A 26,316-nucleotide genomic window follows, 5' to 3' on the forward strand; every position below is an offset into this window, starting at 1 on the left:
GCTTCCATGAGCACGCCGGATGCCGCGTTGCTGGTCGGGGTCGTGATGTTCGTGCTGCTGCTGATGGGCTACCCCATGATGGTCCCGCTGACAGCAGGGGCGCTGCTGCTGATGGCGGCCAAGTTCTCCGGGCTCAACGAGTCCACCCTGATCCAGCAGATGATCGGGGGCGTGGAGCAGACGGTGCTGGTGGCGGTACCCATGTTCATCCTTGCCGCCGATGTCATGATCAAGGGGCACACCGCCAATCGGCTTCTGGATCTGGTCAGCAAGTTCGTGGGCCACATACGGGGCGGGCTGCCAGTGACCACGGCGGTCTCCTGTACGCTGTTCGGAGCGGTCTCCGGCTCTACCCAAGCCACGGTGGTGGCCATGGGGCGGCCGCTGCGGCCCAGGCTGATCGAGGCCGGCTACACAGACCGCTTCGCCATCGCACTGATCATCAACGCCAGCGACATTGCCCTGCTGATTCCGCCCTCCATCGGCATGATCATCTATGGTGTTGTTTCTGGTACCTCCGTTGGAGCGCTGTTCATTGCTGGTATCGGCCCGGGCCTTCTGATCCTGGCCTTGTTTGCGATCTACTGTTACGGCATCTCGGTGTGGAAGGGCATTCCGGTTCTGCCGAAGGCCAGTTGGCAAGAGCGGATGGTGGCTCTGAAACGGGCCAGTCTGGCCACCGGCTTCCCGGTGATCATTATTGGCGGCATCTACACCGGTACCTTCAGTCCCACCGAGGCGGCCTCGATGTCGGTGGCCTACGCGCTGTTTCTGGAGATGGTGCTGTACCGTCAGGTGCGGCCGTCCCAGCTGCCGGAAATCGCCCTTTCGACGGGCATGATCACAGCCGTGGTCTTCATTCTGGTAGCGGCCGGCATGGCGTTCTCCTGGATGATCTCGTTTGCCCAGATTCCGAGCCTGTTGCTGGGAGACATGCTGGCCGAGGCCTCCCAGCATCCGTATCAGCTGCTGATCCTGATCGCGGTGGCGTACTTCGTGGGTTGTATGTTCGTGGACCCGATCGTGGTGATCCTGGTGCTGACGCCCATCTTTTCGCCGGCCATCGCCTCCGCGGGGCTGGATCCCGTGCATGTGGGAACGCTGGTGGTGCTGCAGGCGGCTATTGGTTCGGCAACGCCACCATTCGGGTGTGACATCTTCACGGCTGTGGCCATTTTCCGGCGGCCCTACCTGGAGGTCATCCGTGGTACGCCGCCATTCGTGCTGATTCTTTTGTTCTCGACGGCACTGCTGATCATGTTCCCGCAGATCGCGCTCTTCCTGCCCGAGCTGATGCGGTGATCGAACCCCGAGGGGAGGGTCCTGATGAGTCACGAACCCACTGAGGTCCGGTTCCATGTTGAGGGCGACGCGTTGGCCGGCTGGTGGTTCCAGCCTGCAATGCCCGCCCGTACTCCCTGCCCCTGTATTGTGATGGCCCATGGTCTCGGCGGTACCCGGGATGCCGGGCTCGTGCCCTATGCACGGACTTTCGTGGAGGCAGGGTTTGCCGTACTGCTGTTTGATTACCGGCATTTCGGGGCAAGTGAGGGGGAGCCGCGCCAGCTTGTCTCCGTCCGGGGCCAGCTTGCGGACTGGCAGGGCGCCATTGATTTCGCCCGCCAACAGCAGGGCATAGACCCGCAGCGCATCGCGCTTTGGGGATCGTCGTTTTCCGGTGGCCATGTGCTGGTGGCTGCGGCCCGTGATGGCGGTGTTGCAGCCGTTTCAGCCCAGGGCCCGATGATGGATGGCCTGGCTGCCGTTCTGAATGTGGTCGGTTATGCCGGCATCGGCGGTATTCTACGTCTGAGCACGCTGGCACTCAGGGACCAGGTCCGTGCCCTGATGGGGAGCGCTCCCCTGTACGCCCCCATCGTGGGCCGCCCGGGCGAAACGGCGGCCATGGCCACAGGGGATGCGTATGACGGTTACCGGGCCATTGCACCCCCGGACTGGCGCAATGAGCTGGCGGCGAGGCTGGCACTGCAGCTGCCGCTTTATCGCCCGCTGCGCCATGCGCGCCGTCTGCCGTGCCCGGCTCTGATCCAGGTCTGCGGCCGCGATTCCGTCGCGCCCCCGGAGGCGGCGGAGAAAGCCGCGAGCAGAGCCGGAGGCAAGGCGGAACTTCGCCGTTACGAGGACCTGGGGCACTTCGATATCTACGTGGGGGAGGGGTTTGAGCGCTCCTGCGCGGATCAGGTGGATTTCTTCCAGCGCCATCTTCTGTCATGAAAGAAGCCCCGATCCCGGATAACGAACCGGAGCGCCAGGCCGCGCTGGATGAATACGAGCTTCTCTGCGAGAGCTCGGAGGAGTGGTTCGACGACATCGTCGCCGTTGCTGCCGAGGTCTGCGGTAGTGAAATGGCCATGGTCAATCTGCTCGACCAGGACCAACAGCTGTTCAAGGCTGCGGTGGGGGTGAACCGCGAACACTTCATTCCGGAGCGCTCTTCCTCGTTCTGTGGCCATGCCATCATCCAGACCGATGTTTTCGAGATCCCGGATGCCAGCGAGGATGAGCGCTTCCATGACAATCCCTGGACGCTGGAGCATGGCGTTCGCTTCTATGCCGGTGTGCCCCTGGTCAACGAGGATGGCTATGCACTCGGGACCATCTGTGTCCTGGACCGTCATGCGCGCCACCTGGATGAACGCCAGAAGGAATCGCTGAAGTCTCTCGCGCGCGTGATCATGAAGCACATCGAGACCCGGCGTGCCGAGACATTCGGGTGGCGGATCAGTGAACTGATCCAGAAGAGTGATGATTTTGTGGCCATGGTGGATGCTACAACGTTCACGGTGCTCTACATCAATGACGGACTGGCGGATCTTGTAGGGACTGACACCGACCGGCAGACGCTCAAGAAACTGCCGATCAGTGGCATCTTCCCCTCGCTGACACCGGATCGGCTGGCGGAATACGCGGCCCTTTCTCCGGGGCATGAGTCCGTGGACCTGCCCTCGGAGCCCCTGAGAGGGGCTGACCGGGAGCATGTGGTGAGCCTTCGGGTCACGCCTTCCCGGGTCCGGGAGCGTCCGGTATTGCTCTTGCTGGCCGAGGATATGGAGGCGCTTCTCTCCAGCCGCGAACGCGAGGAACAGGCTGCCAGTGAGGTCCGACGGCTGGCACTGGTCGCCCGCAAGACCGACAACCCGGTGATTATCACCGATGCGGATGATCGTATCGAATGGGTTAACCCGAGCTTTGAGTCACTGGCCGGCTACACCCTGGATGAGGTGCGTGGACTGCGGCCAGGCGGCTTCCTGCAGGGGCCGGATACGGATGCCGAAGCCAGGCGACGGATCGCCATTGCCATTGCCCATGGTGAGCCGGTACGCCAGGAGATTCTCAATTACAGTCGCCAGGGCAATACTTACTGGCTCGATCTGGATATCCAGCCCGTGCATGATGAAGCGGGACGACTGGTGAATTTCGTAGCCGTCCAGACCAACATCACAAGGCGCAAGGAGCTGGAACACCAGCTGCGCGAGGCCAAGGAGGATGCGGACCGATCCAACCAGGCTAAATCCCAGTTCCTGGCCAACATCAGTCACGAACTGCGGACACCGCTGAACGGTATTATCGGGATCAGCGAACTGCTCCAGAGGGATCGGGCACGACCGGATGCCGATAACCAGCTGGCGACCCTCAAGGATTCGGCCAATGGCCTTCTGGAGATCATCAACGATCTGCTGGATCTGTCCAAGATTGAGGCCCGCAGCCTTGAGCTGGAACTCAGGGCATTTGATCTCGGGCGTCTGCTGCGGAATCTGGAGAATCTATTCCGTCCTCAGGCGGACGGTAAGGGCGTTACGCTCCATCTCGATATCCAGGAAGAGGTTCCCCGGCATCTGCACGGGGACGAGCAGAGACTGCGCCAGGTTCTGATGAATCTGCTCGGCAACGCGCTCAAGTTTACCCAGCAGGGGACGGTCACCCTCTCCATCGAGCCCCGGGCGGCCTTCGGCGATACCTGCAACCTGGCGTTCTGGGTCACGGACTCCGGCCCCGGTATTGAACCCTCCGCGCGCGATAAGATCTTTGAGCCCTTCGGTCAGGCGGATGCCTCCCTGGCAAGGCGCTATGGTGGAACCGGGCTGGGGCTGACCATCTGTCAGCGCCTGGTGGAGCTGATGGGGGGCAGCATTCAGGTGGATAGCGTCGAGGGGCAGGGGGCCACCTTCTCGTTCGTGTTGCCACTGCTGGTGGCGTCCGAAACGGAGGTCCGCCGCCTGGATGAGGACCAGGGGGATGTACGTGTGGAGTCCTTCGCTGGTGAACCCAGTGTGCTGCTGGTGGATGACAATCCGGTCAATCGCCATGTCGGAGAAGCCATGCTCGGGGAGCTGGGCATGCAGGTAACCAGTTGCCAGGATGGGGCCAGTGCGCTTGACGCGTTTGCAGGCAGCGTTTTTGACCTGGTTCTGCTGGATATCCAGATGCCGGACATGAATGGCTATGATGTGGCGATCCGGATGCGGGATCTGGATGCCAGCCACCAGCGCCACACGCCCCTGGTGGCGGTGACGGCGCACAGTGCGCCGGACCTGGACAGCCGGCAGGCCGGGTTCATGGACGGCTACCTGACCAAGCCCCTGACGTTCCAGGGGCTTTACCGGATGCTGGCCCGGTGGCTGGATGACGGGGAACACCCGGCCACTGGCTCCACAGTGGATGAAACGGTTTCGGGGAACAAGCCGGAATCGGGCAGCTCGTTGGCGGATGAACCCATGGTGGACCGGGATCTGGTCCTGCGGAACCTGGGCGGCAACCCGCGCCTTATGGACACGCTCAAGGATCTGTTTGAGCAGCAGCATGAGCAGTATCTGGAGGCAATCACCTCAACCCATGGCGAGCGCGACGCCGCCGCCCTGGCCGAAGCGGCGCACGGATTGAAGGGGGCGGTTGGGTACTTCACCGCCGGGTGGCTATGGCAGGCCGTTTCGGATATGGAAAAAGAAGCCCGCGGCGGCAGCCTGCCGGACAGCGCAACGCTCTCCGAGCTTGATCAGGCCGTGCGTGAGATGGCCCGGGAGATCCGCAACCTCAGTCCGGATCAATCGTGAACTCAACCTCGACGCTGGCGCCGTTATCCAGGAAGCGGATGCGGTCGGCCAGGCTCGCGACCACGCGGATGCCGCGCCCATAGGCGTGGGTCGCCACTTCATCCGCGGAATCCATTGACGAGAAGCCGGTGGTGTCGAATCCCGGGCCGCTGTCCATGACCATCAGCCTCAGGGCATTGCGGTTGTGGTGCTGGCTGCGGGTGGCCAGGATCTTGATGAAGCCTTCATTCAGTGCACCCAGGCGTTCCTGGCGTTCCTGCACATAGTGGTCAAATCCCTGGTCCGTCTTACTGCTGGAATCCATCCCGAGAAGGCCATGGTCCACGGCATTGTTGAGAAGCTCCGTCAGGACCACGAACGCTTTCTGGCGCAGGCGCCGGTCGAGCCGGAGGTTTTCCATTACCTGGTTGACGGTTGGAACGATTTCCGTCCGGCGGATATCGGATCCCCGCAGCTCGAGCCGGAAGTCCCAACCCGCCATGCTGCCCTCATCGCCGCTGATCTCCAGTGGCTGGTCGATGCCGTCTTCATTGGAAAAAGGCACCTCCAGGGGCGCGTCCACGGCCAGGGCCAGCATGGACTGGTCATCGTCAGGCAGCCTGTTGCCCCGGAACCGGGAGAGCGCATCGGTGACCGATTCCACAAGGCTGTACTCCTTGCTGCAGCCAGTCAGTACGGATTCAAGGCGGGTGCTGCCGAACATCTCGTTATCCGCGTTGCGCGCCTCCACCAGTCCGTCGGTGCAGGCAAAGAAGCGGTCGTCGACATTGACCGTGCAGAGCTGGGCGGTGTCGTCAAAATCCCGGTCATCCAGCACGCCCAGCGGCGGGTGGGCTGATGGGATGCGGTGGCGGATGGCGCCCTCCGGGCACAGTACATACCCCTGTGGGCAGGCCCCGTTCCAGGCAATCAGGGCATGGCGCTGCGGGTTGATCAGTACCACAGTCGCTGCCAGGAAATGGTTGGGGGGCAGCCGTGCCCGCAGGCGCTGATTGATCTGGCGTACGATGGAGGCCACGCCATAGCCACGCCGGCTCATCTGGTAGAAGATTTCCATGGCCGGCATCAGGGTGATGGCGGCCGGAAGACCATGGCCGGTGGCATCGGCCATCAACGCATAGGTGTTGCCGGAGTGAGAGTTGACGGTTGATATGACGTCGCCGCTGAACTGCTCCAGGGAGCGGATGGATTGATGGATCCGGGTGTCCGACGTGGTGTAGTTCTGCATGATCCGGTCGATCATCTGCTGCGCGAGGTCATTCTCCGCGCGGCTGTGCCGGTAGTAGCTTGAGAGCTCGGTATTGCGGCTTTCGAGCTCGCGCTGCAGGTTGGTGACGCGCTGGGAGCTGCGCACTTTCGCGGCCAGGATCGGGAAGCTGATGGGCTTGGTCAGGTAGTAGTCGGCACCTGTGTTCAGTCCGGCAGCCTGGTCCTGTTCTTCATTGTTGGAAGAGACCATCATGACGGGAACCCACCGTTGTTCCATCATCCCCTTGATATGCCGGCAGGCTTCCATCCCGTCCATGACCGGCATCTTGACGTCCAGAATGACCAGGTCCGGGAATTCCCTGGAGCAAGTCTCAACCGCCTCACGTCCGTTTTTGGCGACCAGCACGCGGTGCCCTTCCTCTTCCAGGTAGGACTGCAGGAGCTGTCGGCTGAGAAGGTCGTCTTCTGCAACCAGTATGGTCAGTTCCGACGGGTCTTCCATGGATCAGTCAATGAAGCGGAACATGCGCTGGAAGTGCGCGATCTCCAGGATCTCCTGCACAACGCCGGTGGCGCCCCGGATCAGGATCTCGATGCTGCGGTCCTGGGCCTTCTCGCGCAGCAGCAGCAGGGTGCCAAGAGCGGCACTGTCCAGATAATCCAGTTTGCTGAGGTCGAGCACAATGTATTTGGCTCCGGGAGTATCGAGCGCTTCCGTCTGCTTGGGCTTGAACTCACTGTAGGCGTTGAAGTCGAACTGGCCCGAGAGGCTCAGTGTGACAGTGCCTTCACCATCGTCGTGTTTTTCAATACTGAACATGGGGCAATGTCCTTCGTTGGGGTCAGAACAGGTCCACGCTGCCCTCGGACATGGAGTCCTGGGTCAGCGTGTTGTCTCGGATGCGTGATTGCTCGTCGCGCGCACGTTCAACTTCATCCGCCAGTTCGCGCAGCCAGTTTTCCGGCGCCAGCTCCGTCTGCCCGCGGATGCGGATGACTGAATCGTCCACCAGTGCCAGCCGTTCATTCACGCGCTGGAGAATCTGATCGACCATGTCTTGGAACTGCATTTTGCGGACGCCGGTGTTTACATCCTCGCTGACGGTCTCGGCGATACCGGCCAGCTCGTTGGCCGCATTGTTGCGCGAGGCGTCCAGCGTGCGGATCTCTTCCATCAGTGATTCGACGGATTTCTTCGACTGCAGGGCAAAGTTCATATCCTGGGAGGCCACCTCGTTGATCGACTTCTCGGCATGCGTGACCAGGTCCTGGACAGCGGAGACGTTGCGGCGGATGTCCTCATTGAACTGCTGCGAACGGCTGGAGAGGTTCTGAACCTCTTGGGCCACCACCGCAAAGCCGCGACCCGCTTCGCCGGCCCGGGCGGCCTCGATAGCGGCGTTGATCGCGAGCAGGTTGGTCTGGCCGGCGATGCTGTCCATTTCGCCCAGGTTGCCGTCAATCTTCTGCACTTCGTTCGTGATCTGGCCCATGGTGTCCACCAGCTCCACGGAGATCCGGCTGGTCTCGACGATGGTGTTGACGAAGTTCTCCAGCACCGAGGTGACATCCTGGACCATCCGTTCGAAGGTAACCTCACCCTCATCGTCGTTGCCGGTCACCGAGTCGCTGGCTGACAGCATGCGCCGGATGACCTCATCCTGGGTTTCCAGGTGGGACTGCAACCGGAAGAAGAGATTCATCATGTCTGGAACCGAATCGTCCAGAAGCCCCTTGAGCTGGCCGGTATCGGTGCGTACCCGGTCAAGGTTGTCCTGATAGGTGGCGAGGATGTCATGGAGCCGTTCCTGGAAGCTGCTGAACTGGTCGCTCAGGGCAGCATGGGCCTGTTCCACCTGGGTGTCACGCCCCTGTTTCAGTGTCCAGACACCGAGTACGCCCACGCCGGCAACACCCAGCACAGTGAGACTGACCGCCGCAATGGCGGGCACGCCAAGAAAGAACCAGTGCAGCCACGGCACCACGATGGCCAGGCCCACGGACAGAACAATCGGAGGTGAGGCAATGTGAGCAGGCTTACTACGCATTTCGGGCATTACGCCACCATCCCGTGCATTGGATCAGTCTGGATGTCATGATTGACAGGCTTTTTCAGAGTCACCTGAGACAAGCTTATGCGGTCCTGCGGCTGGGTCAAACGGAAATACCGTGGATTGCCCTACCGGGGGCTGCGCGTATTGTTCAACTTTCGTTCAGGATCAGTCTGGATGCCGCAGCACGACAGTGCCACCCATCCCGGTTGGGACCGCGATGCGGTTGTTGCCTCGCTTCCGCCGTTCAGCTTCTCGCAGACCCCGGAGCCGGATGCCACAGTCGCCGCCTACCAGGCGTTCTACCGTCTTGAGCCTGGCCCTGAGTTTCCGTCAGTCCGCCACCATCTGGGCTGGATACGGGCAGCGGGTTACCGGATCGCTACCCACTATTACGAGCAGCCGGGCGCCCACGGAACCGTTTTTCTTTTCCATGGTTACTTTGACCATGCCGGTCTCTATACCCGCATGATCCGTTACTGCCTCGGGCTGGGGCTGAATGTGCTGATCTATGACCTTCCGGGTCATGGTCTGTCGAGCGGGCGGCCCACCGCCATCGGGAGTTTCCGTGAGTACCAGCGGGTTCTGCTCACGGTTCTGGGCCTTTCCCGTGACCATGCGCCCGGGCCCTGGATCGGCGTGGGCCAGAGTACCGGTGGTGCCGTTCTGATCGACTACCTGCTTTCCTGCCGTGAAGCCCCGGACGCCATTGCGTTCAGCGGCGTGGTGCTGCTGGCGCCGCTGGTGCGGCCGGTGGGCTTCAGCAGTGGCAAGTGGCTGCACATGCTGATGAACCCATTCCGCGAAACCTGGAAGCGGGTGTTCACCGCCAACAGCAATGACAGTGAGTTCGTGCGCTTTCTCAAGGAGCATGATCCGCTGCAGGCGCGGTTCATGGCCATGAACTGGGTGACCGCCCTGAAACGGTGGATTCCGCGTATCGAGGCGGCGCTGCCGGTGGACTATGATCTCGCTGTCGTCCAGGGCGAGCAGGACATGACCGTGGACTGGCGGCACAACCTGCGGATTCTGCGACGCAAGTTCCGGCGCCTTCGGCTTTACCAGATCCCCGGGGGCAGGCATCATCTGGTGAACGAAGCGGATCCAATACTGGGCCAGGTCCAGGACGCGGTTGGCGCTGAGATTGAGCGGGTGCTGGCGGAAGCGGTAGTGCCCGGTATCCATAGAAAGGGGAATGAGGAATGAAAAAAACGCTGATGGCTGTTGCTCTGAGCGCCACCATGCTCAGTGGCTGTGCCACCCAGGACGCCTACACCGGTGAACAGCAGACCTCGAAGACCGTGATCGGCAGTGTCATCGGTGCTGTTGCCGGCGCTGCTACCGGTGCGGCCACCTCCAGCAAAGGGGATCGGGAGAAAGGCATCATGATCGGCGCCGCCTCGGGCGGGCTGCTCGGTGCTGGTATCGGCCAGTACATGGATCGCCAGGAAGCGCAGTTGCGCCAACGGCTTGAGGGTACCGGCGTCCGGGTCAAGCGTGATGGCAACAACATCGAGTTGATCATGCCCGGCAACATCACCTTTGATGTGGATAAGTCGAACATCCGCTCCTCCTTCTATGATGTGCTGGACTCCGTCGTGATGGTGGTCAAAGAGTTTGACCAGACCGCCATCGCCGTAGGCGGGCATACCGATAGCACCGGCAGCTTTGAGTACAACCAACAGCTCAGTGAGAGGCGCGCCCAGTCCGTGGCCCAGTACCTGCTCAACCAGGGCGTGGCCCAGGGGCGTGTCCATACCACCGGTTATGGCCCGCGCTTCCCCATCGCCAGTAATGATACCGAGCAGGGGCGGCAGCAGAACCGTCGCGTCGAGATTGATCTGATGCCCATGGAGTAAAGCCTCAGGCCGCCCCGGCGGGGTAGACGGTACTGACGGTCAGTACCGTCATGATCCCGCAGAGAATGTTCAGGGGCAGGCCGGCGCGGATGAAATCGGTGAATTGGAACCCGCCGGGCCCGAAGACCATCAGGTTGGTCTGGTAGCCCAGGGGGGTGGTAAAGCTGGCGGAGGCCGCCATCATCAGGGTGAGTACGAAGGGCTCCGCCGGCATGCCGGTGCTCTGGGTGATGGCCAGAACAATCGGCAGCGTCAGAAGCGCTGCTGCATTGTTGGTGATCATTTCCGTCATGAGGTTCACAAGGGCATAGGTGGCCACCAGCATGAGCAGGTAATCACCGGCCGTGAGGCTGAGCACACCATGAGCCAGCCAGGCCGCAGCGCCGGTCTTGTCCATGGCGTTACCCAGTGCAAAGGAGCAGGCGATGGTCAGCAGGACATGGCCGTCCAGGCTCCGGCGCGCGAGGTTGAGGTTGAGGCAATTGCTGGCCAGCATTGCCAGTGCCCCTACCATGGCGGCATGCAGCATTGACAGCGTGTCGGTGGCCGCCAGCAGGACCACGCCCCCCAGAATCGCCCAGGCGCGCCAGGATTTGCGATGGTCCGGGCTTTCCTCCTCGGTATCATTGACCAGCAGGAAATCCCGCGAGTAGCGCTGCCGGGTCACGAATACAGGCCGGGCTTCCAGCAGCAGCGTGTCCGCCGATTCCAGGCGGATGTTGCCCAGGTTGCCTTCAATGCGCTTGCCATTACGCGCGATGGCCAGGACCACCGCGCCGTATTTCTCCCGGAAACGGCTCTCGCGGATGGTACTGCCCACAGCCAGGCATTCGGGTGACACCACAGCCTCGACAATGCGGCGCTCCGGCGCCTCCTTGGCAAGCAGGGGCTGTTCCTCGGTGGAGGGCACCAGACCACGGATCTGGCGCAGCTCGATGATCGACTGCACATCACCGGCGAACACCAGGCGGTCACCGCTGCGCAGCCGCTCTTCGGACGGTACGGCGGTGACGACGCCGCCCTCGCGTTCGATTTCCACCAGGTACAGCCCCTGAAGGTGGCGTAGTCCGGCTTCCTCCACGGTCTGCCCCACCAGTGGGCCGTCATTGGCCACGGCCATCTCCACCGTGTATTCACGAAAATCCCCGAACATCTGCCTGCCGTTGTTCCTGCGGCCCCGCAGCACGAACGGCAGCCAGAGTATGATGAAGGCAAGGCCGACCAATATTACTGGCACGCTGATGCGGGTTATATCAAAAAGGTGGAAGCCCTCGGTGTCCGCAAGGTCCACATAGAGCCCGTTGACGATGAGGTTGGTGCTGGTACCGATGAGCGTCAGGGTGCCACCGAGGATGGCGGCGTAGCTCAGGGTCATGAGCAGCGGCGCCACGGGAATGCCGTGGTGGCGGGCCCAGCGGGCCACAGCGGGGATGAAGGTGGCGACCACCGGGGTATTGTTCAGGAAGCCGCTGAGGCCGGCGACCGGGGCGATGACCCGGGCCTGGGCGTAGCGTACCGTTTCCGGGTGCCCGAGCAGGTGCTTGATGATCCAGTCCAGTCCACCGGTGTTGTGGATGCCGGCCGCTATCACGTACATGAAGGCAACGGTGATCAGGCCACTGTTGCTGAACCCGGCCAGCGCCTCCTGGTGGGTCAGGATGCCGGAGACGGTCAGGAAGATCAGGGCGGTGAGCATGACCAGGTCGGTACCCAGGCGTGTGGTCATCAGGGTGATGAGCACACCGGCCACGGTCATAAGGCTTATCCAGCCGTTCCAGTCCATTCCGCCTCTCGGGTCATCTGTGAAATACCGGGAGAGGCTATCACTGGCCCATATTACCAGAAAGCCTGATTGTTCATTTTAATATTCGTTTTTGGAATTACGAAGGTAGGAGGAAACACAGGAAGGGGAAAGCAGGGCACCCGACTGGGCGGGTGCCCCGGGACGGGATCAGGAGCGCCGGTTCAGGAAATCCTCAACCTTGCTCCTGAGCTCGCTGAGGCGCGACTCGCCACTGGCACGCAGTTCCTCAAGCCGTGTCCGGGCTGTATCAATGTCCTCCTTGAGATCGGAAATCCGCTTGGCGGTCTTTTCCTTGAGCTCTTCCGTCGCCTCTTGGTTCTCGGCCTTGGCCTTGTACTCATTGAACTGCGCCCGAAGAGTCTCGAGCCGACTTTCCCAGCTCTCAACCTGCGTTTCCAGTTTCTGGATCAGCGTATCCTTCAGTGACATGTCACACCTCCTCGAGTGTGTTAGAACAGTACCCGTGCCTTGATGGTGCCCTTCACTTCGCGCAGCTTCCTCAGGGCCACGTCGCTGTACGCTTTATCGACGTCCACTACGACATAACCAATCTGATCATTGGTGCGCAGGTACTGTCCACACACATTGATGTCATTTTCCGAGAAGATCTGGTTGATTTCGGACATGACACCGGGGATGTTCTGGTGGATGTGCAGCAGCCGGTGCTGGTTCGGATGCTCGGGAAGCGCGACTTCCGGGAAGTTCACCGAGCCCACTGAGGTGCCGTTGTCGCTGTAGGTGGCCAGCTTGCCGGCGACCTCGGTACCGATGTTCTCCTGCGCTTCCACGGTGGAGCCGCCCACGTGGGGGGTAAGAATGACGTTGTCGAACTCACGCAGCGGCGAGACGAACTCCTCGTCGTTGGACTTGGGCTCGGTCGGGAACACGTCCACGGCCGCACCGAGCAGTTTGCCGGAACGCAGGTTGTCCGCCAGGGCGTCGATATCCAGGACCGTGCCGCGCGAGGCGTTGATCAGGATCGAGCCCTGCTTCATCTGGGCCAGCTCGTTGGCGCCGAACATGTCGCGTGTGGATTCGGTCTCGGGCACATGCAGCGTGACCACGTCGGACATGGCCAGAAGCTCCTTCATGGAGCCCACCTGGGTGGCGTTGCCCAGCGGCAGCTTGGCGATGACGTCGTAGAAGTAGACGTGCATGCCCAGGGACTCGGCCAGCACGCTCAGCTGGGAGCCGATGTTGCCGTAGCCGATGATGCCCAGGTTCTTGCCTCGGGTTTCGTAACTGTTGCTGGCGGACTTGCGCCACACACCGCGGTGTGCCGCCGCGTTCTTATCCGGAGTGCCGCGCAGCAGCAGGATGGTCTGCGCGATCACCAGTTCCGCCACGCTGCGGGTGTTGGAGTGGGGCGCGTTGAATACGGCGATACCGCGCTTCTTGGCGGCTTCCAGGTCCACCTGGTTGGTGCCGATGCAGAAGCAGCCCACGGCCACGAGTTTGTTGGCGTGCTGGAATACCTTCTCGGTGAGCTGGGTGCGCGAACGGATGCCAATGAAATGGGCATCCTTGATCTTCTCCAGCAGCTCCTCCTCCGGCAGGGAGTGGCTGATATGCTCAATATTGGTGTATCCGGCCGCGTTCAGTATATCCACTGCCGATTGATGAACGCCCTCCAGCAGGAGGAAGCGGATCTTACTCTTGTCGAGTGATGTCTTAGCCATGACAGAAAATTCCCGTCTGAGTCGAGTTTCCGAAAAAAATAAAATGAAATCAGAAAGTTGCGGTCTCCGCCGCATTGTTGGAGAAGCTATGGTAGCATAGCTCACTACTTTTTCCCGACTTTTGGTCGGATTTTGAACAGATCCTGGAGGAATCCTGACGCTATGAGTACAACGGCAACGGCGTTCGATCCGCAGACACTCGAAGGACTTCTTACCGACGGCGGCAAGGTCCTGACCGCCCCGGATGACCTGGCCGCCTATGGCTGCGACTGGACCCGCATCTACGATCCGGCGCCGCTGGCGGTGGTGCTGCCGAAGTCAACGGAGGAAGTACAGGCCATTGTCCGTTACGCGAACGAGCAGAAGATGGCGCTGGTGCCCTCCGGCGGCCGAACAGGCTTGAGTGCAGGCGCTGTTGCCGCCAACGGTGAGCTTGTGGTCGCCATGGACCGCATGAACCGGATTCTGGATTTCAACGCCAATGACCGCCTGGTGCAGTGCGAGGCGGGCGTGGTGACCGAGCAGCTCCAGCAGTACGCGGAGGAGCAGGGTCTGTACTATCCGGTGGATTTCGCCTCGGCGGGCTCCAGTGAGCTGGGCGGCAACATTGCCACCAACGCCGGCGGCATCAAGGTGATCCGCTACGGCATGACCCGGGACTGGGTGCTGGGCCTGAAAGTGGTGACCGGTTCCGGCGAGATTCTTGAGCTCAACAACGGGCTCGAGAAGAACAACACCGGCTATGACCTGCGTCATCTGTTCATCGGCGGCGAGGGCACCCTGGGCTTCATCACCGAGGCGACCATGAAGCTGGCCCGCCAGCCGTCCAACCTCACGGTGATGGTGCTGGGTCTGAATGACCTGAGCAATACCATGGATGTGCTCCAGAGCTTCCGCTCCAAGCTGGACCTGACCGCTTACGAGTTCTTCTCCAATGAGGCGATCGAGCATGTTCAGGCGCACGCCGAGGTGCCGCGGCCGTTCGAGACCGAGTGCCCCTACTACGCGCTGTTGGAGTTCGAGGCGACCTCCGAGGGTGTGATGGAGGAGGCCATGGCGCTGTTCGAGCACTGTGTGGAGCAGGAGTGGGTGGTTGATGGGGTGATCAGCCAGAGCGAGAGCCAGGCGGAGAAGCTGTGGCAGCTGCGTGAGCGGATCTCGGAATCCATTGCGCCGCACACGCCCTACAAGAACGATCTATCGGTACGGATCTCGCGTGTACCGGAGTTCCTGAACGAGATCCATTCGATGGTCCAGAAGGAGTATCCGGATTTCGAGATCATCTGGTACGGCCACATCGGCGACGGCAACCTGCACTTGAACATCCTCAAGCCGGGCGATATGGAGAAGCAGGAGTTTTTCAAGCGCTGTGAGACGGTGAACGATCTGGTGTTTGATATCGTTCAGCGTTACGAGGGCAGTGTCTCCGCTGAGCATGGTGTGGGGATGGTGAAGAAGAAGTACCTCGGGTTTACCAAGAGTGCCGAGGAGATTGCCGTTATGAAGGGGATCAAGAAGGTGTTTGATCCCAACGGCATCATGAACCCGGGTAAGCTGATCGACGCGGACTGACCCAGTTTGTTCGTGGGGCGCTGAAGGTGGCTTCTGGTTCATTGCGGATGACGAACCGGGGGCTGCTCTCAGCGGCCGCTTTGCCTTCCTTTCAGCTGCGCCTTTCCCAGTGCCGGTGAAACCAGCACCATTCCATTACTGGCACACTGCCTAGTTACGTTGAGCTCATAGGAGATTCGCTCAACGAATGTGGTGATACGTAGCTACGTGTACAAGCCCAACAAGCGCTTGCAGCGGATGGCCCGCGCGCAAGGCGCTTGCGCCACCGCTGAAGCTGGTGGTTAGCTTCTCAGGAGACCTCATGCCGATCCTTCGGTGCACAAAGAAGCTTCAGAAAGAAATGGGGCTTCGCGGCGTCAGTAATGAAACTGGTGAGCTCGAAAGTTCGCCGCTCGGGTCCTGGCACGCGGACCTTATGTATATTGCCAGGCGGAAGTGCGTACTCTTCGCCAATGACCGCACGCTGTTCAACTTCATCGCCACTGATGTATCTCGCGCCGAGATCAGGCAACTGGACCAACTCTTCATCGGTTATTTGTCGTGCGTCTTGAACGAAGAGGATCTCCCCAAAGCGTTATTAGACCGAATCGTGGAGGAGTTTTCCACTATTACGTATGGAAACACAAACGACCGAAGCGTTCTGGGTTCCATGAACGACTTAGCGCTCAACTATGAGTGCCGCATTCTCGATGCGGGCGGCGTGCATAGTGCTCAGGTGCCGCAGATAATCAAAGACCTGAACCACATGCCTATGGGCGCCCTCAACTACGCATACGCAATTGACGCGCTTCAGGCAGCTTATGCAACTTGAAGCCGACAAGACCAAGTACCGTGACAGCTTTACACCTCCACAATCTTGCCTGATGAGTAAAAAAGGGATAATTTATACTCATGAAATGGTTCGAGTTCGACGACGATAAGAGCAAGGCCAATCTGGCGAAGCACGGAATTGATTTCGGGGCGGCCCAAGAGCTGTGGCAAGATCCTGATCTTCTGGAAATTCAGGCTAAGACAGAAGGCGAGCCGCGCTTTCTCATCATTGGCCGGATAGGAGCAAAGCATTGGTCTGCTGTCGTTACCTATAGAGAAGGTCGAATTCGCCTGATTTCTGTCAGGCGGGCTCGCAATAGAGAGGTGGAGCTGTATGAATGCTGAAGAGTTCGACGACAAGTTTGATGCGGATAAGGAAGATGTCGTTGACGATCTGGACCTTTCGACAGCGCGTCGGGTGAACCAGGAACAGAAGCGTATCAATGTTGATTTTCCGTCCTGGGTTGTTGAAGCATTGGATCGCGAAGCAGCCCGAATAGGCGTCACAAGACAGTCGATCATCAAGGTCTGGTTGGTTGAACGTCTGGAAGCTGATGCTGCTAACAAGGCGATCAATGGTGACGCCGCAAGCGGCGCGGGTTAGCTCCGCGTTGGCCGGTTCATCGAGCTTGAGATCGTGCTCCGGCCTGACCAGAGCGAGACGGAGGGTCGGGCGATTGCGGACAGGTTGATGTCAGAGCTGGGCGTCGAGTCGTCGGATTTAGTCGCTGGCGCGTATGTGGATCTGGTGGCAAACGAAGAACCGCACAATAGTGTGGAGCCGACAGCCTAACGACTGCGGCTCACGCTTGACGTTATAACTAGCTGGAAAGCATGGAAACTTCCGCATATCAAAATTTAAAGCTCATTATCTTGGACGTTTTGATTCTTCTTATTCACCGTCCGTCAGGTACTCCTCCAGCAACGGCCGGAAATCGGTCTTCACGCCCAGGCGTTTCATCATCCAGTAGTGGCCGGCGATCATGCGGTCGATGAGGATGCTTTCGACCGGGGGCTTGAAGGCGTTCAGGTACTGGAAGACGGATCGGGTGTTGGCGGCAACCTGCTGGTGGAGGTCGGACTGGCCGTAGTCGTAGGGCTGGTTGGCCGGGTCCAGGGGCTGGTAGAAGATGTCGCGCCACATTCTGTAGTACTCGGGGTCCACCGGCGGGTGGTCTTCCACGCGGGCGCCGAGGTGGATCAGGTGCTGGTCGAGGGCGGCGTAGTCCTCGTTGAGGGCGTCGATGATGCAGTGGCGGTAGGCCGCAACGGTCGAGGGGCGCAGGGTTTTGACGCAGCCAAAGTCGTAGAGGATGACGGTGCCATCGGGCCTGTAGGCGAAGTTGCCGGCGTGGGGGTCGCCGTGGATGCAGCGATGGCGGAACAGGCCGTCGGCCATGGTGCGGAAGATGCGGTGGCCGATGAGGTTGATGGTGTCCTGGTCGTAGCGCTCGCGGGTCACCTCGCTGATGTGGTCGCCTTCGACCTTCTCCATGGTGAGCACGCGGCGCGAGCTGCGTTCCGGGATGGCTTCCGGGATCAGGATGCCGTCGTCACCGCCGTGCTGCTGGGCAAAGTGGTGGATGTTGCGGGCTTCATTCTCGTAGTCGAGTTCCTCGTGCAGCCGGTCGCGCACTTCGTTGAAGAGGTCGTCGACGCTTTCCTTGGGCATTTTCAGCAGCCCGCCGAGGCGCAGGGCGGTGCGCAGCTGGCGCAGGTCGGAGTCGCAGGAGCGGTCGACGCCGGGGTACTGGATCTTGATGACCACCTGGCGACCATCAATGAGCTGGCCGGCATGGACCTGGCCGATGGAGGCGGCGGCGTAGGGGGTTTCGTCCACGCTGGCGAAGAGATTCTCCACACTGTCCCCGAGTTCGCTCTCGATCTGCTGTCGGATGACGGCGAATTCCATCGCCGGCGCCTCTTTCTGCAGGCGCTGGAGGGCATCGGTGAGTTCCCGGGGCAGGAAGTCCTGGGTCTGGGAGGCGATCTGGCCGACCTTCATGACCGCGCCCTTGAGCTCGCCGAGGGTGTCGACGATTTCCTCGGCCATGCGACTGTAGTACTCGTGGCGGCTTTCCTCGCTCTCTTCGCTGAACAGCCCGCGGGCCTTGCGCGCGGCGTAGCTGGAGGCGACCGAGCCGGTCATGCCGGCCAGCCGGAAGAATCGCCCGGTACGGGTTGTTACCGGTTTGCGGCTCATGAAGTGGCGTGACTCCGCTCAGGATACAGTGGTTTCAATGCTCAGCCGGTCTTCCAGGGTGAAGGTCAGCGCATCACCGGGCGCGAGTTTCCCCACGCCGGCTGGTGTTCCCGTCAGCACAACATCCCCGGGTTCCAGCGTAAAGTGCTTACTCATATACGACACCAGTGCCGGAATGGGTTTGAGCATATCGGCTGTGTCCCCATGCTGGCGGGCCTCGCCGTTGATATGCAGGCTGAAGTGGAAGCGGTGGGTGGCGGGGAACTGCTCCCTCGGCACAAATGCTGAGAGCGGGCAGGCACCGTCAAAGGCCTTGGCGATTTCCCAGGGGTGGCCATTCTTCTTGAGCTGGCTCTGGGTTTCGCGCAGGGTCAGGTCCAGGGCCAGACCGAGCCCGGAGATGGCGCCCTCAACCTCCTGCTCACTGGCACGGCTCAGGCGTGCACCGATCAGAAGCGCCAGTTCCGCCTCATAGTGTACCGGCTCATTCACCTCAGCAAGCGTTATTCCGGCTTCCAGTTCCGTTACCGCCGAGGGCGGCTTGATGAACAGCAGTGGCTGTATGGGCACGGGGTTGTCGAGTTCTGCCGCATGCTCGGCGTAGTTGCGGCCCACGCACACCACCTTGGTGATGGGGGTGTCATTCATCACGCCGTTCTGAAAGCGCGCCTTTGGCAATGTCATTGCTTGTCTCTCACGGGTTGGAAAGTGACCCAAGCATAGCCGAGGGGAACCCGGTTCTGCACGGTCAGCCCGGGAAGTGAGCCCGGCCAACTGTTTCTGTATACTTCCTGTTCAGATCAAACGGAGTCGGGCTGTGCCAGCCCAGTTGATCGGTTCAGGACAACCCAGGAGGGAGTTGATGATGGAAGTCGCACACGGATCCTCGATCCATCGCCAGCGCACCGTGGTGCTGCGGGCTGTGCTCATGCTTACGGTCGTGTTTGCCGGTGCGTTCGGTCTGCTCAACCTGTACAGGGGAATGACGCTGCTGGCATCCGTGGAACTGGCTGTCGCCCTGTTCTCACTGGCAATGCTGCTCGGTCTTCCACGCAGCCGGAACCCCGAGCGCTGGAGTCTGATCTATCTGGTGGTCTTTTTCACCATGCTGGTGACGGCTCTGGTCACCCCGAGACTCTCGGATACGGTTTTTGTGTGGATCCTGGTGATTCCTCTGCTCGCCCATTTTCTTCAGGGCCGGGCTCTGGGGCTGGTTCTGTCGCTGACTTTCCTGGCCATGGCATGGGTGGTCTATCTGGTGCGATTTCCGGGTGAGCCCATGACGCTGGTTGATTACGTCGGGTTCGGGAACATCGTGGCTTCCAGCCTTGTACTGACGGGGCTGACCCACGCTTACGAATACGCAAGGGAGCAGGCGGAGAAACAGCTGCGCATGCTTGCTGCTACTGATTCGCTGACTGGATTGCCCAACCGCAAACGGCTCAAAGAGGTGCTTGAGCATGTGGCGGAACAGTCCAGGCGGCTGGGGACGGGCTTCAGTCTTCTGGGCATGGACCTGGACCACTTCAAGGGCATCAACGACCGCTATGGGCATGACGTGGGGGATCAGGTGCTGTGTCGGCTTTCCGAGATTCTCAGGGGGCGCTTGCGCAGTATTGATACCCCGGCGCGCTGGGGCGGTGAGGAGTTTTTTGTTCTGCTGCCCGGAACGGATGCCGCCGGGGCCCGTCATATCGCTGAAACCATCCGGGCCGAGCTGGCATCCAGCCCAGTGACCGTCGAGGGTGAGGTTATTGCCGTGACCATCAGCATCGGGATCGCCGAATTCCCGGGGGACGGCGCCGCTATCAGCGATCTCCTGGTCTGCGCGGATCGCCGGCTCTACGCGGCCAAGGAGGCGGGCCGCAACCGTGTGGTTGCGGAGCACCCCGAGCTTCTGGAGGGGCAGCCGATCATGGGATGAGGCGCACCACACGGCCATCCGGTGCGTCGGTCAGCAGCCACAGTGCGCCATCCGGCCCCTGCGCCACGGCACGGATTCGCTCGCCCCAGTCGGTCAGAAGATCTTCTTCCTGGACGACCTCTTCACTATCCATCCTCACCCGGACCAGTTTTTCCATGGCCAGTGCGCCTACGAAAAGATCGCCCTGCCATTCCGGGAAGCGCTCATCGGTGTAGAAGGCCATGCCAGAGGGCGCGATGGAGGGATCCCAGTAGTGCAGGGGCTGGGCCATGCCTTCCTCGTGGGTCTTCTCGGAAATGATGCTGCCGTCGTAATCGATGCCGTAGGTGATCTCCGGCCAACCGTAGTTGGTGCCGGCTTCGATGATGTTGATCTCGTCGCCGCCCTTGGGGCCGTGTTCGTGGCTCCAGATCTCGCCGGTTTCCGGGTGGCGTGTCATGCCCTGGATGTTGCGGTTGCCGTAGGTGTAGAAGGTGTCGTTCGCGTCCGGGTCATCCAGGAAGGGGTTGCCCGGCGCGGGCTTGCCCTCGAGGGTGATCCGGTGGACGCCGCCGGCGTCATCATCCGTCTGCTGGGCCCGCTGCTTTTCCCCGCGATCCCCTACGGCGATGTACAGATTGTTCTGGTCATCGAACACCATCCGGCCGGCAAAGTGGCGGGTAGTGCCGGAGCGGGGGGTGGCGGTGAAGATCACGTTCCGGTCGGTCAGGCGGTGGTCCGCCAGCGTCGCGTGCATAACGCGGGTGGTCATGCCCTCGCTGTTGCGGTGGGCGTAGCTGATGACCAGCTCATTGTTCGCCTCGAAGTCCGGGTGGAGGACCACATCCAGCAGGCCGCCCTGGCCCCGGGCGGCGACCTCGGGCACGTTGCCGATGGGCTCCTCCTGGAGCTTGCCGTCCTCGATCAACCGCAAGCGGCCGGCGCGCTCGGTGACCAGGGCGTCGCCGTCGGGCAGGAAGGCGATGCTCCAGGGGTGCTCCAGGCCTTCGGCGACGGTTTCGACCTGGAAGTCGTGATGGTCGGATTCGAAACTCTGGGCGGTGCATGCGACTGGCATGAGGGCCAGGGCCGGAATAAGCAGCTTGCCGGGGTTCATGGGGCCTCCTTTGCTTGGGCAGTCATTGACTGGGTCTGTACTGACTGTACGTGAATTGGGCGGATTTGGGGCAGGGGGAGGGGTTATTCATAAGAGCTGTTGATGCTTGTGGATGACCGAGATTTATTTGATTGATGTCATCGAGGGGATTACGTTGATTGGAAGCTGGTTGCACGGGCGGGAGCGGGGAGCGCTTCACGGGAATCGCCACGAGTACTTTTCAGTTGCGCAGTCCTGCTTCACTGAAAAGTCCTGGGTTTACATCCGTGTAAACCCGTTTGCGCTTAAGCGCGCAAACCCCTGTAGGCTGCTCTTCCGCCATCCATGGCTCCAGAGCTTCCCGTGAAGCGCTCCCCGCTCCCACCCTTCGAACGTTCACGTGGCTTCCAGGATCACAAAACTGAACGGACTAACGGAGATTGAGTAATGCGCGCCATTCTGTGCCACGAATACGGCCCCGCCGATAAACTCCAGATCGGCGAACTGGAGTCACCGGCAGTTGAGGGCAGTGGGGTCAAGGTCCGGGTTAAGGCAGCCGGCCTGAACTTTCCGGACACGCTGATCATCGAGGGCAAGTACCAGATCAAGCCGGAAATGCCCTTTTCACCGGGTGGTGAGATGGCCGGTGAGGTCCTGGAAGTCGGCGAGAAGGTGAGCCGCTTCAAGCCGGGCGACCGGGTCATGGGCCTGACCGGTTACGGGGCGTTTGCGGAGGAGATCGTGGTGCCGGAAGGCCAGCTCATTCCCATTCCGGATGCCATGAGCGATGAGGAAGCGGCTTCGTTCTCCATGGTCTACGGCACGTCGTACCATGCCCTCAAGCAGCGCGCGAACATTCAGTCTGGCGAGACGCTTCTGGTGCTGGGCGCCAGTGGTGGTGTCGGCCTGGCGACGGTTGAGCTGGGTAAGGCCATGGGCGCTCATGTGATCGCGGCCGCCAGTACCCAGGCAAAGCTGGACGTGGCGAAGGAAGCCGGTGCCGATGAGCTCATCAACTACACCGAGGAAAACCTCAAGGACGCAGTCAAGAGCCGGGCCAGCGACGGTGTGGACGTGGTCTATGACCCGGTGGGCGGTGATTTCACGGAACAGGCACTGCGCTGCATGGCCTGGAACGGCCGCCATCTGATTGTCGGCTTTGCCGCCGGTGACATCCCGCAGATCCCCGCTAACCTGCCCCTGCTCAAGGGCTGCTCCGTGGTAGGCGTGTTCTGGGGGACCTTCACCAGGAAGGAGCCCAAAACGAACATGCAGAACATCATGGAGCTGCTGCAGCTCTACACCCAGGGGAAAATCCGGCCGCGCGTGAGCGAGGTGCATCCCTTTGAGGATTACGTGAAGGCTCTGAACGGTCTCAGCGAGCGCCGGGCAACCGGGAAGATTGTGCTGAAAGTAGCAGACTAAGAAACGCACACTCGGAGGCCTTTTCTCGGGTCGCTACCCTCTCCCGGTTTAAGACCACAACTTCGATTCAGCGTTCGTTGTGCGGGGTACCATTACAATGCTTGGGGAGGGTTAAGCGGCCCAATTGCATATTATACGGAAAGAAAAAGGGGAGTAGAGAAAAAAGGTAGGTTTGGATTGTTTTGGACCAAATACGATACCCCAAAAGAAGCCTTTCGGATCGCTTTTAGCTTTCCAATCAGCAGGCAAATGGGGTAAAGGTTGCGTAGCTTCGTGTGTACCCTGAAATAAACAAAGCGTCTGCAGACACTCGTTTGGGCTGCTCCAGGGCTTCAGCGGAGCGACTCCACTGTGTTTCGGCGTAAACCGACGCTAGCAACATCTCCAGCTTAAACACTAACAAGCCCACTATTCAAGGAGCTCGGGGATTTTAGCTCTTTCTTTAGAAGATGGTAAAAAAGAGATTTATTGTCATCCCAGTTAAAAAACCATTCATTTCGTTCAATGCAGGCTTTGAGACTGATTTTCTTGAGAGTCTTTTCGTCTTCTTTGCAGTTAAGGTAATTTTTGGCAAATCTATCTAATAGCATTTCCTTTGTACCTTCGGTCACAAAAGGCGACCGAATGCTGTCGACAAAAATGTGGAAAAGCTCTGATTCGCGTAGTGGATCCTTTGCCCCCTCAAACTTATTCGCTATCTGTTTTTCTGTTAGTTTGATCAGTTTAGTGAATTTTGAATTTTTGGCACCTGAGTAATAGATGGAAGTCATTAGTGAGAAATAGTCGAGAGTTTTCTCTTCGATAGAATTATCGTCTAACCTGAATAAAGAAATTAGAAAGCCCTCGGATAGTAAATGACGTTCGCCTAAACCTCGGTGCAGTATAAGTAAGTTAAGACACTCGCTTGGTACCGATTTTGTTGACTTTGTTACCGACCGTAGCGTCATAACGATCTCATCAGAGATTGTCTTCTTTATGTGCTCAGAAAGGTCAATGGAAAGATTTTTTGTGAATTTAAGAATCAATTCAACAATTTGCGACACCAGATAGCTTGGGCGATATCTTGGATCCATTGAAAATAGATAGAAGCATGTAGATGCTAGCGAGCTTAGAAAAGAGCTTAGACGTTTCTCATTGGCTGGATTTTCTGAAGATATCTCTTCTCTTAGCGCGTTCGTGAGCTCGTCCCGTATAACTGATAGAGCGACATTTGTGACTGGCTCAAACTGAACGCCGTTTCTTTTCACTAGTGCCTTGTAGTCTTTGATGAAGTTTAAATGAAGACCACCATAATTGCCTCTTGTGCGCCGAGGTGGGTCGCCGTCTTGATCATCAGAGGGAAAGTTTTGAAGAAGTGTTTCTGATAGAATCTTGGCTTCATCTTTAGCTATGGATTCAGGTGTGGTGAAAGGCCTTGAGTGATAGTTTATTTTTGACTGGTTTAAATGGAGGTTGAACTTTTCAAGTTCTTCCGAGAATATTTTTAATATTAGGTTGGCAGTTTCTTCTGAGTGGGTGAATACAAAGTAGTCGTCCACATATCTTTTGATTGAAAAATCTTCGTGTAGCTCATTTTCTATCCGGATTTTTGATTCTTGGTCTACGCGTTGCAGAATTATTTCTGCAAATATTCTAGAGAATTCGGGTCCGATGAGTATCCCGTTTGTTTGGTTTGAGTTTGCTTGCATCATTAGTCTATCGAATTCGCCTTCAACAGAGCTCCTTTTTATTTTGGTCATGTTCTCCTTTACAAATCTTTTATTCTTTACGGCCCAAGTTATTGAATGACTATAGATGCTTAGGAAGCATTTTGAGATGTCAAACTTTAGGAGTTTTTGGTACTTTCTTTCGAGGCGACTAAAAGTGTATGAGTCATAAAATAAAAATACCAGTGGAAAACTTGAGTATCGAAAAAAGGAGGGGGCGTACAAGGGTGCATCAGATTCAGAGTTATTTGTTTCAACCTGATCTTCTTTTAGAAGGTCTAGTAGGAGTTTTGGTTTTTTCTTATCTGTAAAATGTTTTGCAACCGAAGTGGGAGCTCTTAGTGAATAGGTGCTTCTGCTGCAAAGGGCTGTTATAATTGAATGATTTTCAGCATAAAATTGTATAAAACTAATTTGCGCTGCTGGGTGTGGAATTGAGACCTTCCTTGAGGAGTTGGCATCTTTTACTATTGAGTACGAATAAGGTTCAGTATGTTTTTTGTTATAAAGAATAGAGGAGAATTCGGACGGGAAGGCCTTTATTTTATTGTTTTTGATCAGTTTGTATATGCCTGTATTGGAGAACAGTATAGGGACTTCGTAAGGGAGCGTTTCTGTTAAAAGAATTCGCTCATCGTCTGACTTGTTAACTTTCTGAACTTTAGTCATTTTTCCCAGCAGCTTTTAATCATCATCATCTTGTTGTAAGTATAATTATGAGTTAGGCGGTTATTGAAACCACTTTTGAAAGATATTTTGGCGAGTTTGTTTTTTTGTTCTGAAGTCAAAAGTTGTGACTGTTTATGGCCAAACGAGTTTGTTTTGGAAAATATTTGTTTCCTGAGGAATTGGTCCAGATCCTTTAGGGAGGTGGAGTCCTCGTCAATTTGAGGGTAATTGTAGTATATCCCTGTTTTGAGGGGAGATCCTTCGATTCTTGATCTGGAGTCAAGCCTGTGGTTGCCTGCAAGATAACGTATTCGTTCTAGTAAAAGGTTGAAGTTAGGGTTTTTGTGATGATCTAAAAACGATCTCACAATGCGGGACTTTATCTTTTTTATTTTTTTGTTAGCAATATTGGTCTTTGTGTTAGCACCCGTTTTTATGAATTGGTAGCCGAGGTAGTCGAATTCTATAGGGTTGGTTTTTGAGTTTTCTGCACTAAACAGCTTTGTTTTTTCTTCGTTGAGTTGCAGTCCGACTTTTTGTAGCTCGGCGATTGCGGATTTTTTGATTGAGTTTTCGTTCATAAAGCAGAATATTATGATGTCATCGACGTATCTTGCGTAATAATATACACCTTTCATGGCTGTCAGGGTCTGATCAAAATCTTGGAGAAGAAACTCTGACAGCGTTGAGCTAAGTGCTAGCCCGCGGGGTAATCCAGAGATCTCATTAATTTGTGGTGAGGCAAAAAGTTTTTCGATAAGAACTTTTGTTCTAAAAGATATTATCGGATCATCCCATACAGTGTGCAAAAGTTTTTTTCGGTCAATTGATTCATAAAAGTTCTTTATATCTAATTTTAAAACCTTGAAGGGGGTTTCTTCTCTTAATAGGATTTTTATTTGGTTTATTATGGTTTGTCTGTCGGATTGCTTTGCTTTAAGTATTCTTTTTAAGTTTTTGTTGATCGATCTTACAGCTAAGTCGTCTGTAAAGTTTGAAGGTTTGTAGACTTGCATTGAGTTTCGAGATACTGAAGAAAATCGGTCAAATTGATAGTTTTCATCGTTTAGTTCTTCTGCAACTCGGGTGAGCGTGTTTTCAAAGTCGTCGTTAGAGCTGTAGTTGAGAGAAGTACTGATGTCAGATTTTCGGACTAACCGTTTAAGGAAAGATGGCGTGATAGTTTGGACTAACATCTAAAAGGCGCCGATTTTAGTGTCTGGATTTCATGGACATGCTTAACTTTACCTAATGGTAT

22 protein-coding genes are annotated in these 26,316 nt (G+C 58.0%); 11 read left to right on the forward strand and 11 right to left on the reverse strand.

Going from position 1 to position 26,316, the window contains the following annotated elements:
- Positions 1-6 precede the first annotated feature (6 nt).
- From H4I92_RS10380 to H4I92_RS10390, 3 genes are read left to right on the forward strand one after another with little or no spacing between them, the layout of a single operon-like run.
- On the forward strand, positions 7-1,302 hold the full coding sequence (locus H4I92_RS10380; protein ID WP_077531733.1) for a TRAP transporter large permease: 1,296 nt from the start codon (positions 7-9) through the stop codon (positions 1,300-1,302).
- Positions 1,303-1,326: 24 nt separating this feature from the next.
- Positions 1,327-2,235, forward strand: a complete 909-nt coding sequence (locus H4I92_RS10385) for an alpha/beta hydrolase (protein WP_077530520.1) — start codon at positions 1,327-1,329, stop codon at positions 2,233-2,235.
- Complete coding sequence (locus tag H4I92_RS10390; protein WP_077530521.1) at positions 2,232-5,072, forward strand: GAF domain-containing hybrid sensor histidine kinase/response regulator; 2,841 nt, start codon at positions 2,232-2,234, stop codon at positions 5,070-5,072. Before H4I92_RS10385 ends, H4I92_RS10390 begins: the two co-directional genes overlap by 4 nt.
- Here H4I92_RS10390 and H4I92_RS10395 read toward each other — a convergent pair.
- The 3 genes from H4I92_RS10395 to H4I92_RS10405 are packed head-to-tail and all read right to left on the reverse strand — an operon-like array spanning position 5,053 to position 8,338.
- Positions 5,053-6,783 (reverse strand): SpoIIE family protein phosphatase, encoded by a 1,731-nt coding sequence (locus tag H4I92_RS10395; RefSeq protein ID WP_077530522.1) that lies wholly within the window; start codon positions 6,781-6,783, stop codon positions 5,053-5,055. The two genes, H4I92_RS10390 and H4I92_RS10395, sit on opposite strands and share 20 nt — an antisense overlap.
- A 3-nt stretch (positions 6,784-6,786) precedes the next feature.
- The gene (locus H4I92_RS10400; protein WP_077530523.1) at positions 6,787-7,101 is read right to left on the reverse strand and encodes an STAS domain-containing protein; all 315 of its coding nucleotides are present in this window, start codon (positions 7,099-7,101) and stop codon (positions 6,787-6,789) included.
- A 22-nt stretch (positions 7,102-7,123) separates the two neighbouring features.
- On the reverse strand, positions 7,124-8,338 hold the full coding sequence (locus H4I92_RS10405; RefSeq protein WP_077530524.1) for a methyl-accepting chemotaxis protein: 1,215 nt from the start codon (positions 8,336-8,338) through the stop codon (positions 7,124-7,126).
- 171 nt (positions 8,339-8,509) lie between these two features.
- Here H4I92_RS10405 and H4I92_RS10410 point away from each other — a divergent pair, with 171 nt between their 5' ends.
- Positions 8,510-9,538 (forward strand): alpha/beta hydrolase, encoded by a 1,029-nt coding sequence (locus H4I92_RS10410; RefSeq protein WP_077530525.1) that lies wholly within the window; start codon positions 8,510-8,512, stop codon positions 9,536-9,538.
- Positions 9,535-10,191 carry a YiaD family glycine zipper/OmpA-like lipoprotein gene (locus H4I92_RS10415; RefSeq protein ID WP_077530526.1) on the forward strand — a complete coding sequence of 219 codons (657 nt, stop codon included), beginning with the start codon at positions 9,535-9,537 and terminating at the stop codon, positions 10,189-10,191. Before H4I92_RS10410 ends, H4I92_RS10415 begins: the two co-directional genes overlap by 4 nt.
- Positions 10,192-10,195: 4 nt before the next feature.
- On the opposite strand, the gene H4I92_RS10420 is transcribed toward H4I92_RS10415, so the two are convergent.
- The 3 genes from H4I92_RS10420 to serA form a co-directional block, all read right to left on the reverse strand.
- Entirely contained in the window at positions 10,196-11,974 is a 1,779-nt protein-coding gene (locus H4I92_RS10420) for an SLC13 family permease (protein WP_077530527.1), read from the reverse strand.
- 168 nt (positions 11,975-12,142) lie between these two features.
- A complete protein-coding gene (locus H4I92_RS10425; RefSeq protein WP_077530528.1) occupies positions 12,143-12,424 on the reverse strand; it encodes a sll1863 family stress response protein in 282 nt (93 codons plus the stop codon).
- Positions 12,425-12,444: 20 nt separating this feature from the next.
- Positions 12,445-13,674, reverse strand: coding sequence for a phosphoglycerate dehydrogenase (serA, locus tag H4I92_RS10430; protein ID WP_077530529.1), 1,230 nt, complete (start codon positions 13,672-13,674; stop codon positions 12,445-12,447).
- A 162-nt stretch (positions 13,675-13,836) separates the two neighbouring features.
- Here serA and H4I92_RS10435 point away from each other — a divergent pair, with 162 nt between their 5' ends.
- The 4 genes from H4I92_RS10435 to brnA all read left to right on the forward strand — a co-directional run bounded on the left by H4I92_RS10435 (position 13,837) and on the right by brnA (position 16,660).
- Positions 13,837-15,246, forward strand: coding sequence for an FAD-binding oxidoreductase (locus tag H4I92_RS10435; protein ID WP_077530530.1), 1,410 nt, complete (start codon positions 13,837-13,839; stop codon positions 15,244-15,246).
- A gap of 301 nt (positions 15,247-15,547) precedes the next feature.
- Positions 15,548-16,057, forward strand: a complete 510-nt coding sequence (locus H4I92_RS10440) for a DUF6933 domain-containing protein (protein WP_077530531.1) — start codon at positions 15,548-15,550, stop codon at positions 16,055-16,057.
- A gap of 80 nt (positions 16,058-16,137) precedes the next feature.
- Positions 16,138-16,401, forward strand: coding sequence for a BrnT family toxin (locus tag H4I92_RS10445; protein WP_077530532.1), 264 nt, complete (start codon positions 16,138-16,140; stop codon positions 16,399-16,401).
- The gene (gene brnA / locus H4I92_RS10450) at positions 16,391-16,660 is read left to right on the forward strand and encodes a type II toxin-antitoxin system BrnA family antitoxin (RefSeq protein ID WP_077530533.1); all 270 of its coding nucleotides are present in this window, start codon (positions 16,391-16,393) and stop codon (positions 16,658-16,660) included. The genes H4I92_RS10445 and brnA overlap by 11 nt, the downstream gene beginning before the upstream one ends.
- 288 nt (positions 16,661-16,948) lie before the next feature.
- Here the strand turns inward: brnA and H4I92_RS10455 are convergent, their stop codons facing one another.
- Positions 16,949-18,259 carry an ABC1 kinase family protein gene (locus tag H4I92_RS10455; RefSeq protein WP_077530534.1) on the reverse strand — a complete coding sequence of 437 codons (1,311 nt, stop codon included), beginning with the start codon at positions 18,257-18,259 and terminating at the stop codon, positions 16,949-16,951.
- An 18-nt stretch (positions 18,260-18,277) separates the two neighbouring features.
- A complete protein-coding gene (locus tag H4I92_RS10460) occupies positions 18,278-18,943 on the reverse strand; it encodes a fumarylacetoacetate hydrolase family protein (RefSeq protein WP_077530535.1) in 666 nt (221 codons plus the stop codon).
- A 178-nt stretch (positions 18,944-19,121) separates the two neighbouring features.
- Here H4I92_RS10460 and H4I92_RS10465 point away from each other — a divergent pair, with 178 nt between their 5' ends.
- On the forward strand, positions 19,122-20,183 hold the full coding sequence (locus H4I92_RS10465) for a GGDEF domain-containing protein (protein ID WP_077530536.1): 1,062 nt from the start codon (positions 19,122-19,124) through the stop codon (positions 20,181-20,183).
- Here H4I92_RS10465 and H4I92_RS10470 read toward each other — a convergent pair.
- Positions 20,173-21,279: a PQQ-dependent sugar dehydrogenase gene (locus tag H4I92_RS10470; RefSeq protein WP_077530537.1), complete on the reverse strand. Its 1,107-nt coding sequence runs from the start codon at positions 21,277-21,279 to the stop codon at positions 20,173-20,175. The genes H4I92_RS10465 and H4I92_RS10470 overlap by 11 nt on opposite strands.
- Positions 21,280-21,705: 426 nt before the next feature.
- On the opposite strand from H4I92_RS10470, the gene H4I92_RS10475 reads away from it, so the two are divergent.
- On the forward strand, positions 21,706-22,683 hold the full coding sequence (locus H4I92_RS10475; RefSeq protein ID WP_077530539.1) for an NADPH:quinone oxidoreductase family protein: 978 nt from the start codon (positions 21,706-21,708) through the stop codon (positions 22,681-22,683).
- Between the two features lie 389 nt (positions 22,684-23,072).
- Here the strand turns inward: H4I92_RS10475 and drt3b are convergent, their stop codons facing one another.
- Both drt3b and drt3a read right to left on the reverse strand, forming a co-directional pair.
- Positions 23,073-25,058 (reverse strand): antiviral reverse transcriptase Drt3b, encoded by a 1,986-nt coding sequence (gene drt3b, locus H4I92_RS10480; RefSeq protein WP_077530540.1) that lies wholly within the window; start codon positions 25,056-25,058, stop codon positions 23,073-23,075.
- Positions 25,055-26,254, reverse strand: a complete 1,200-nt coding sequence (gene drt3a, locus H4I92_RS10485) for an antiviral reverse transcriptase Drt3a (RefSeq protein WP_077530541.1) — start codon at positions 26,252-26,254, stop codon at positions 25,055-25,057. The genes drt3b and drt3a overlap by 4 nt, the downstream gene beginning before the upstream one ends.
- Between the last annotated feature and the right edge of the window lie 62 nt (positions 26,255-26,316).

Origin of the sequence: Vreelandella halophila, assembly GCF_019903425.1 — a bacterium.
Taxonomy (GTDB): Bacteria; Pseudomonadota; Gammaproteobacteria; order Pseudomonadales; family Oleiphilaceae; genus Halospina; species Halospina halophila.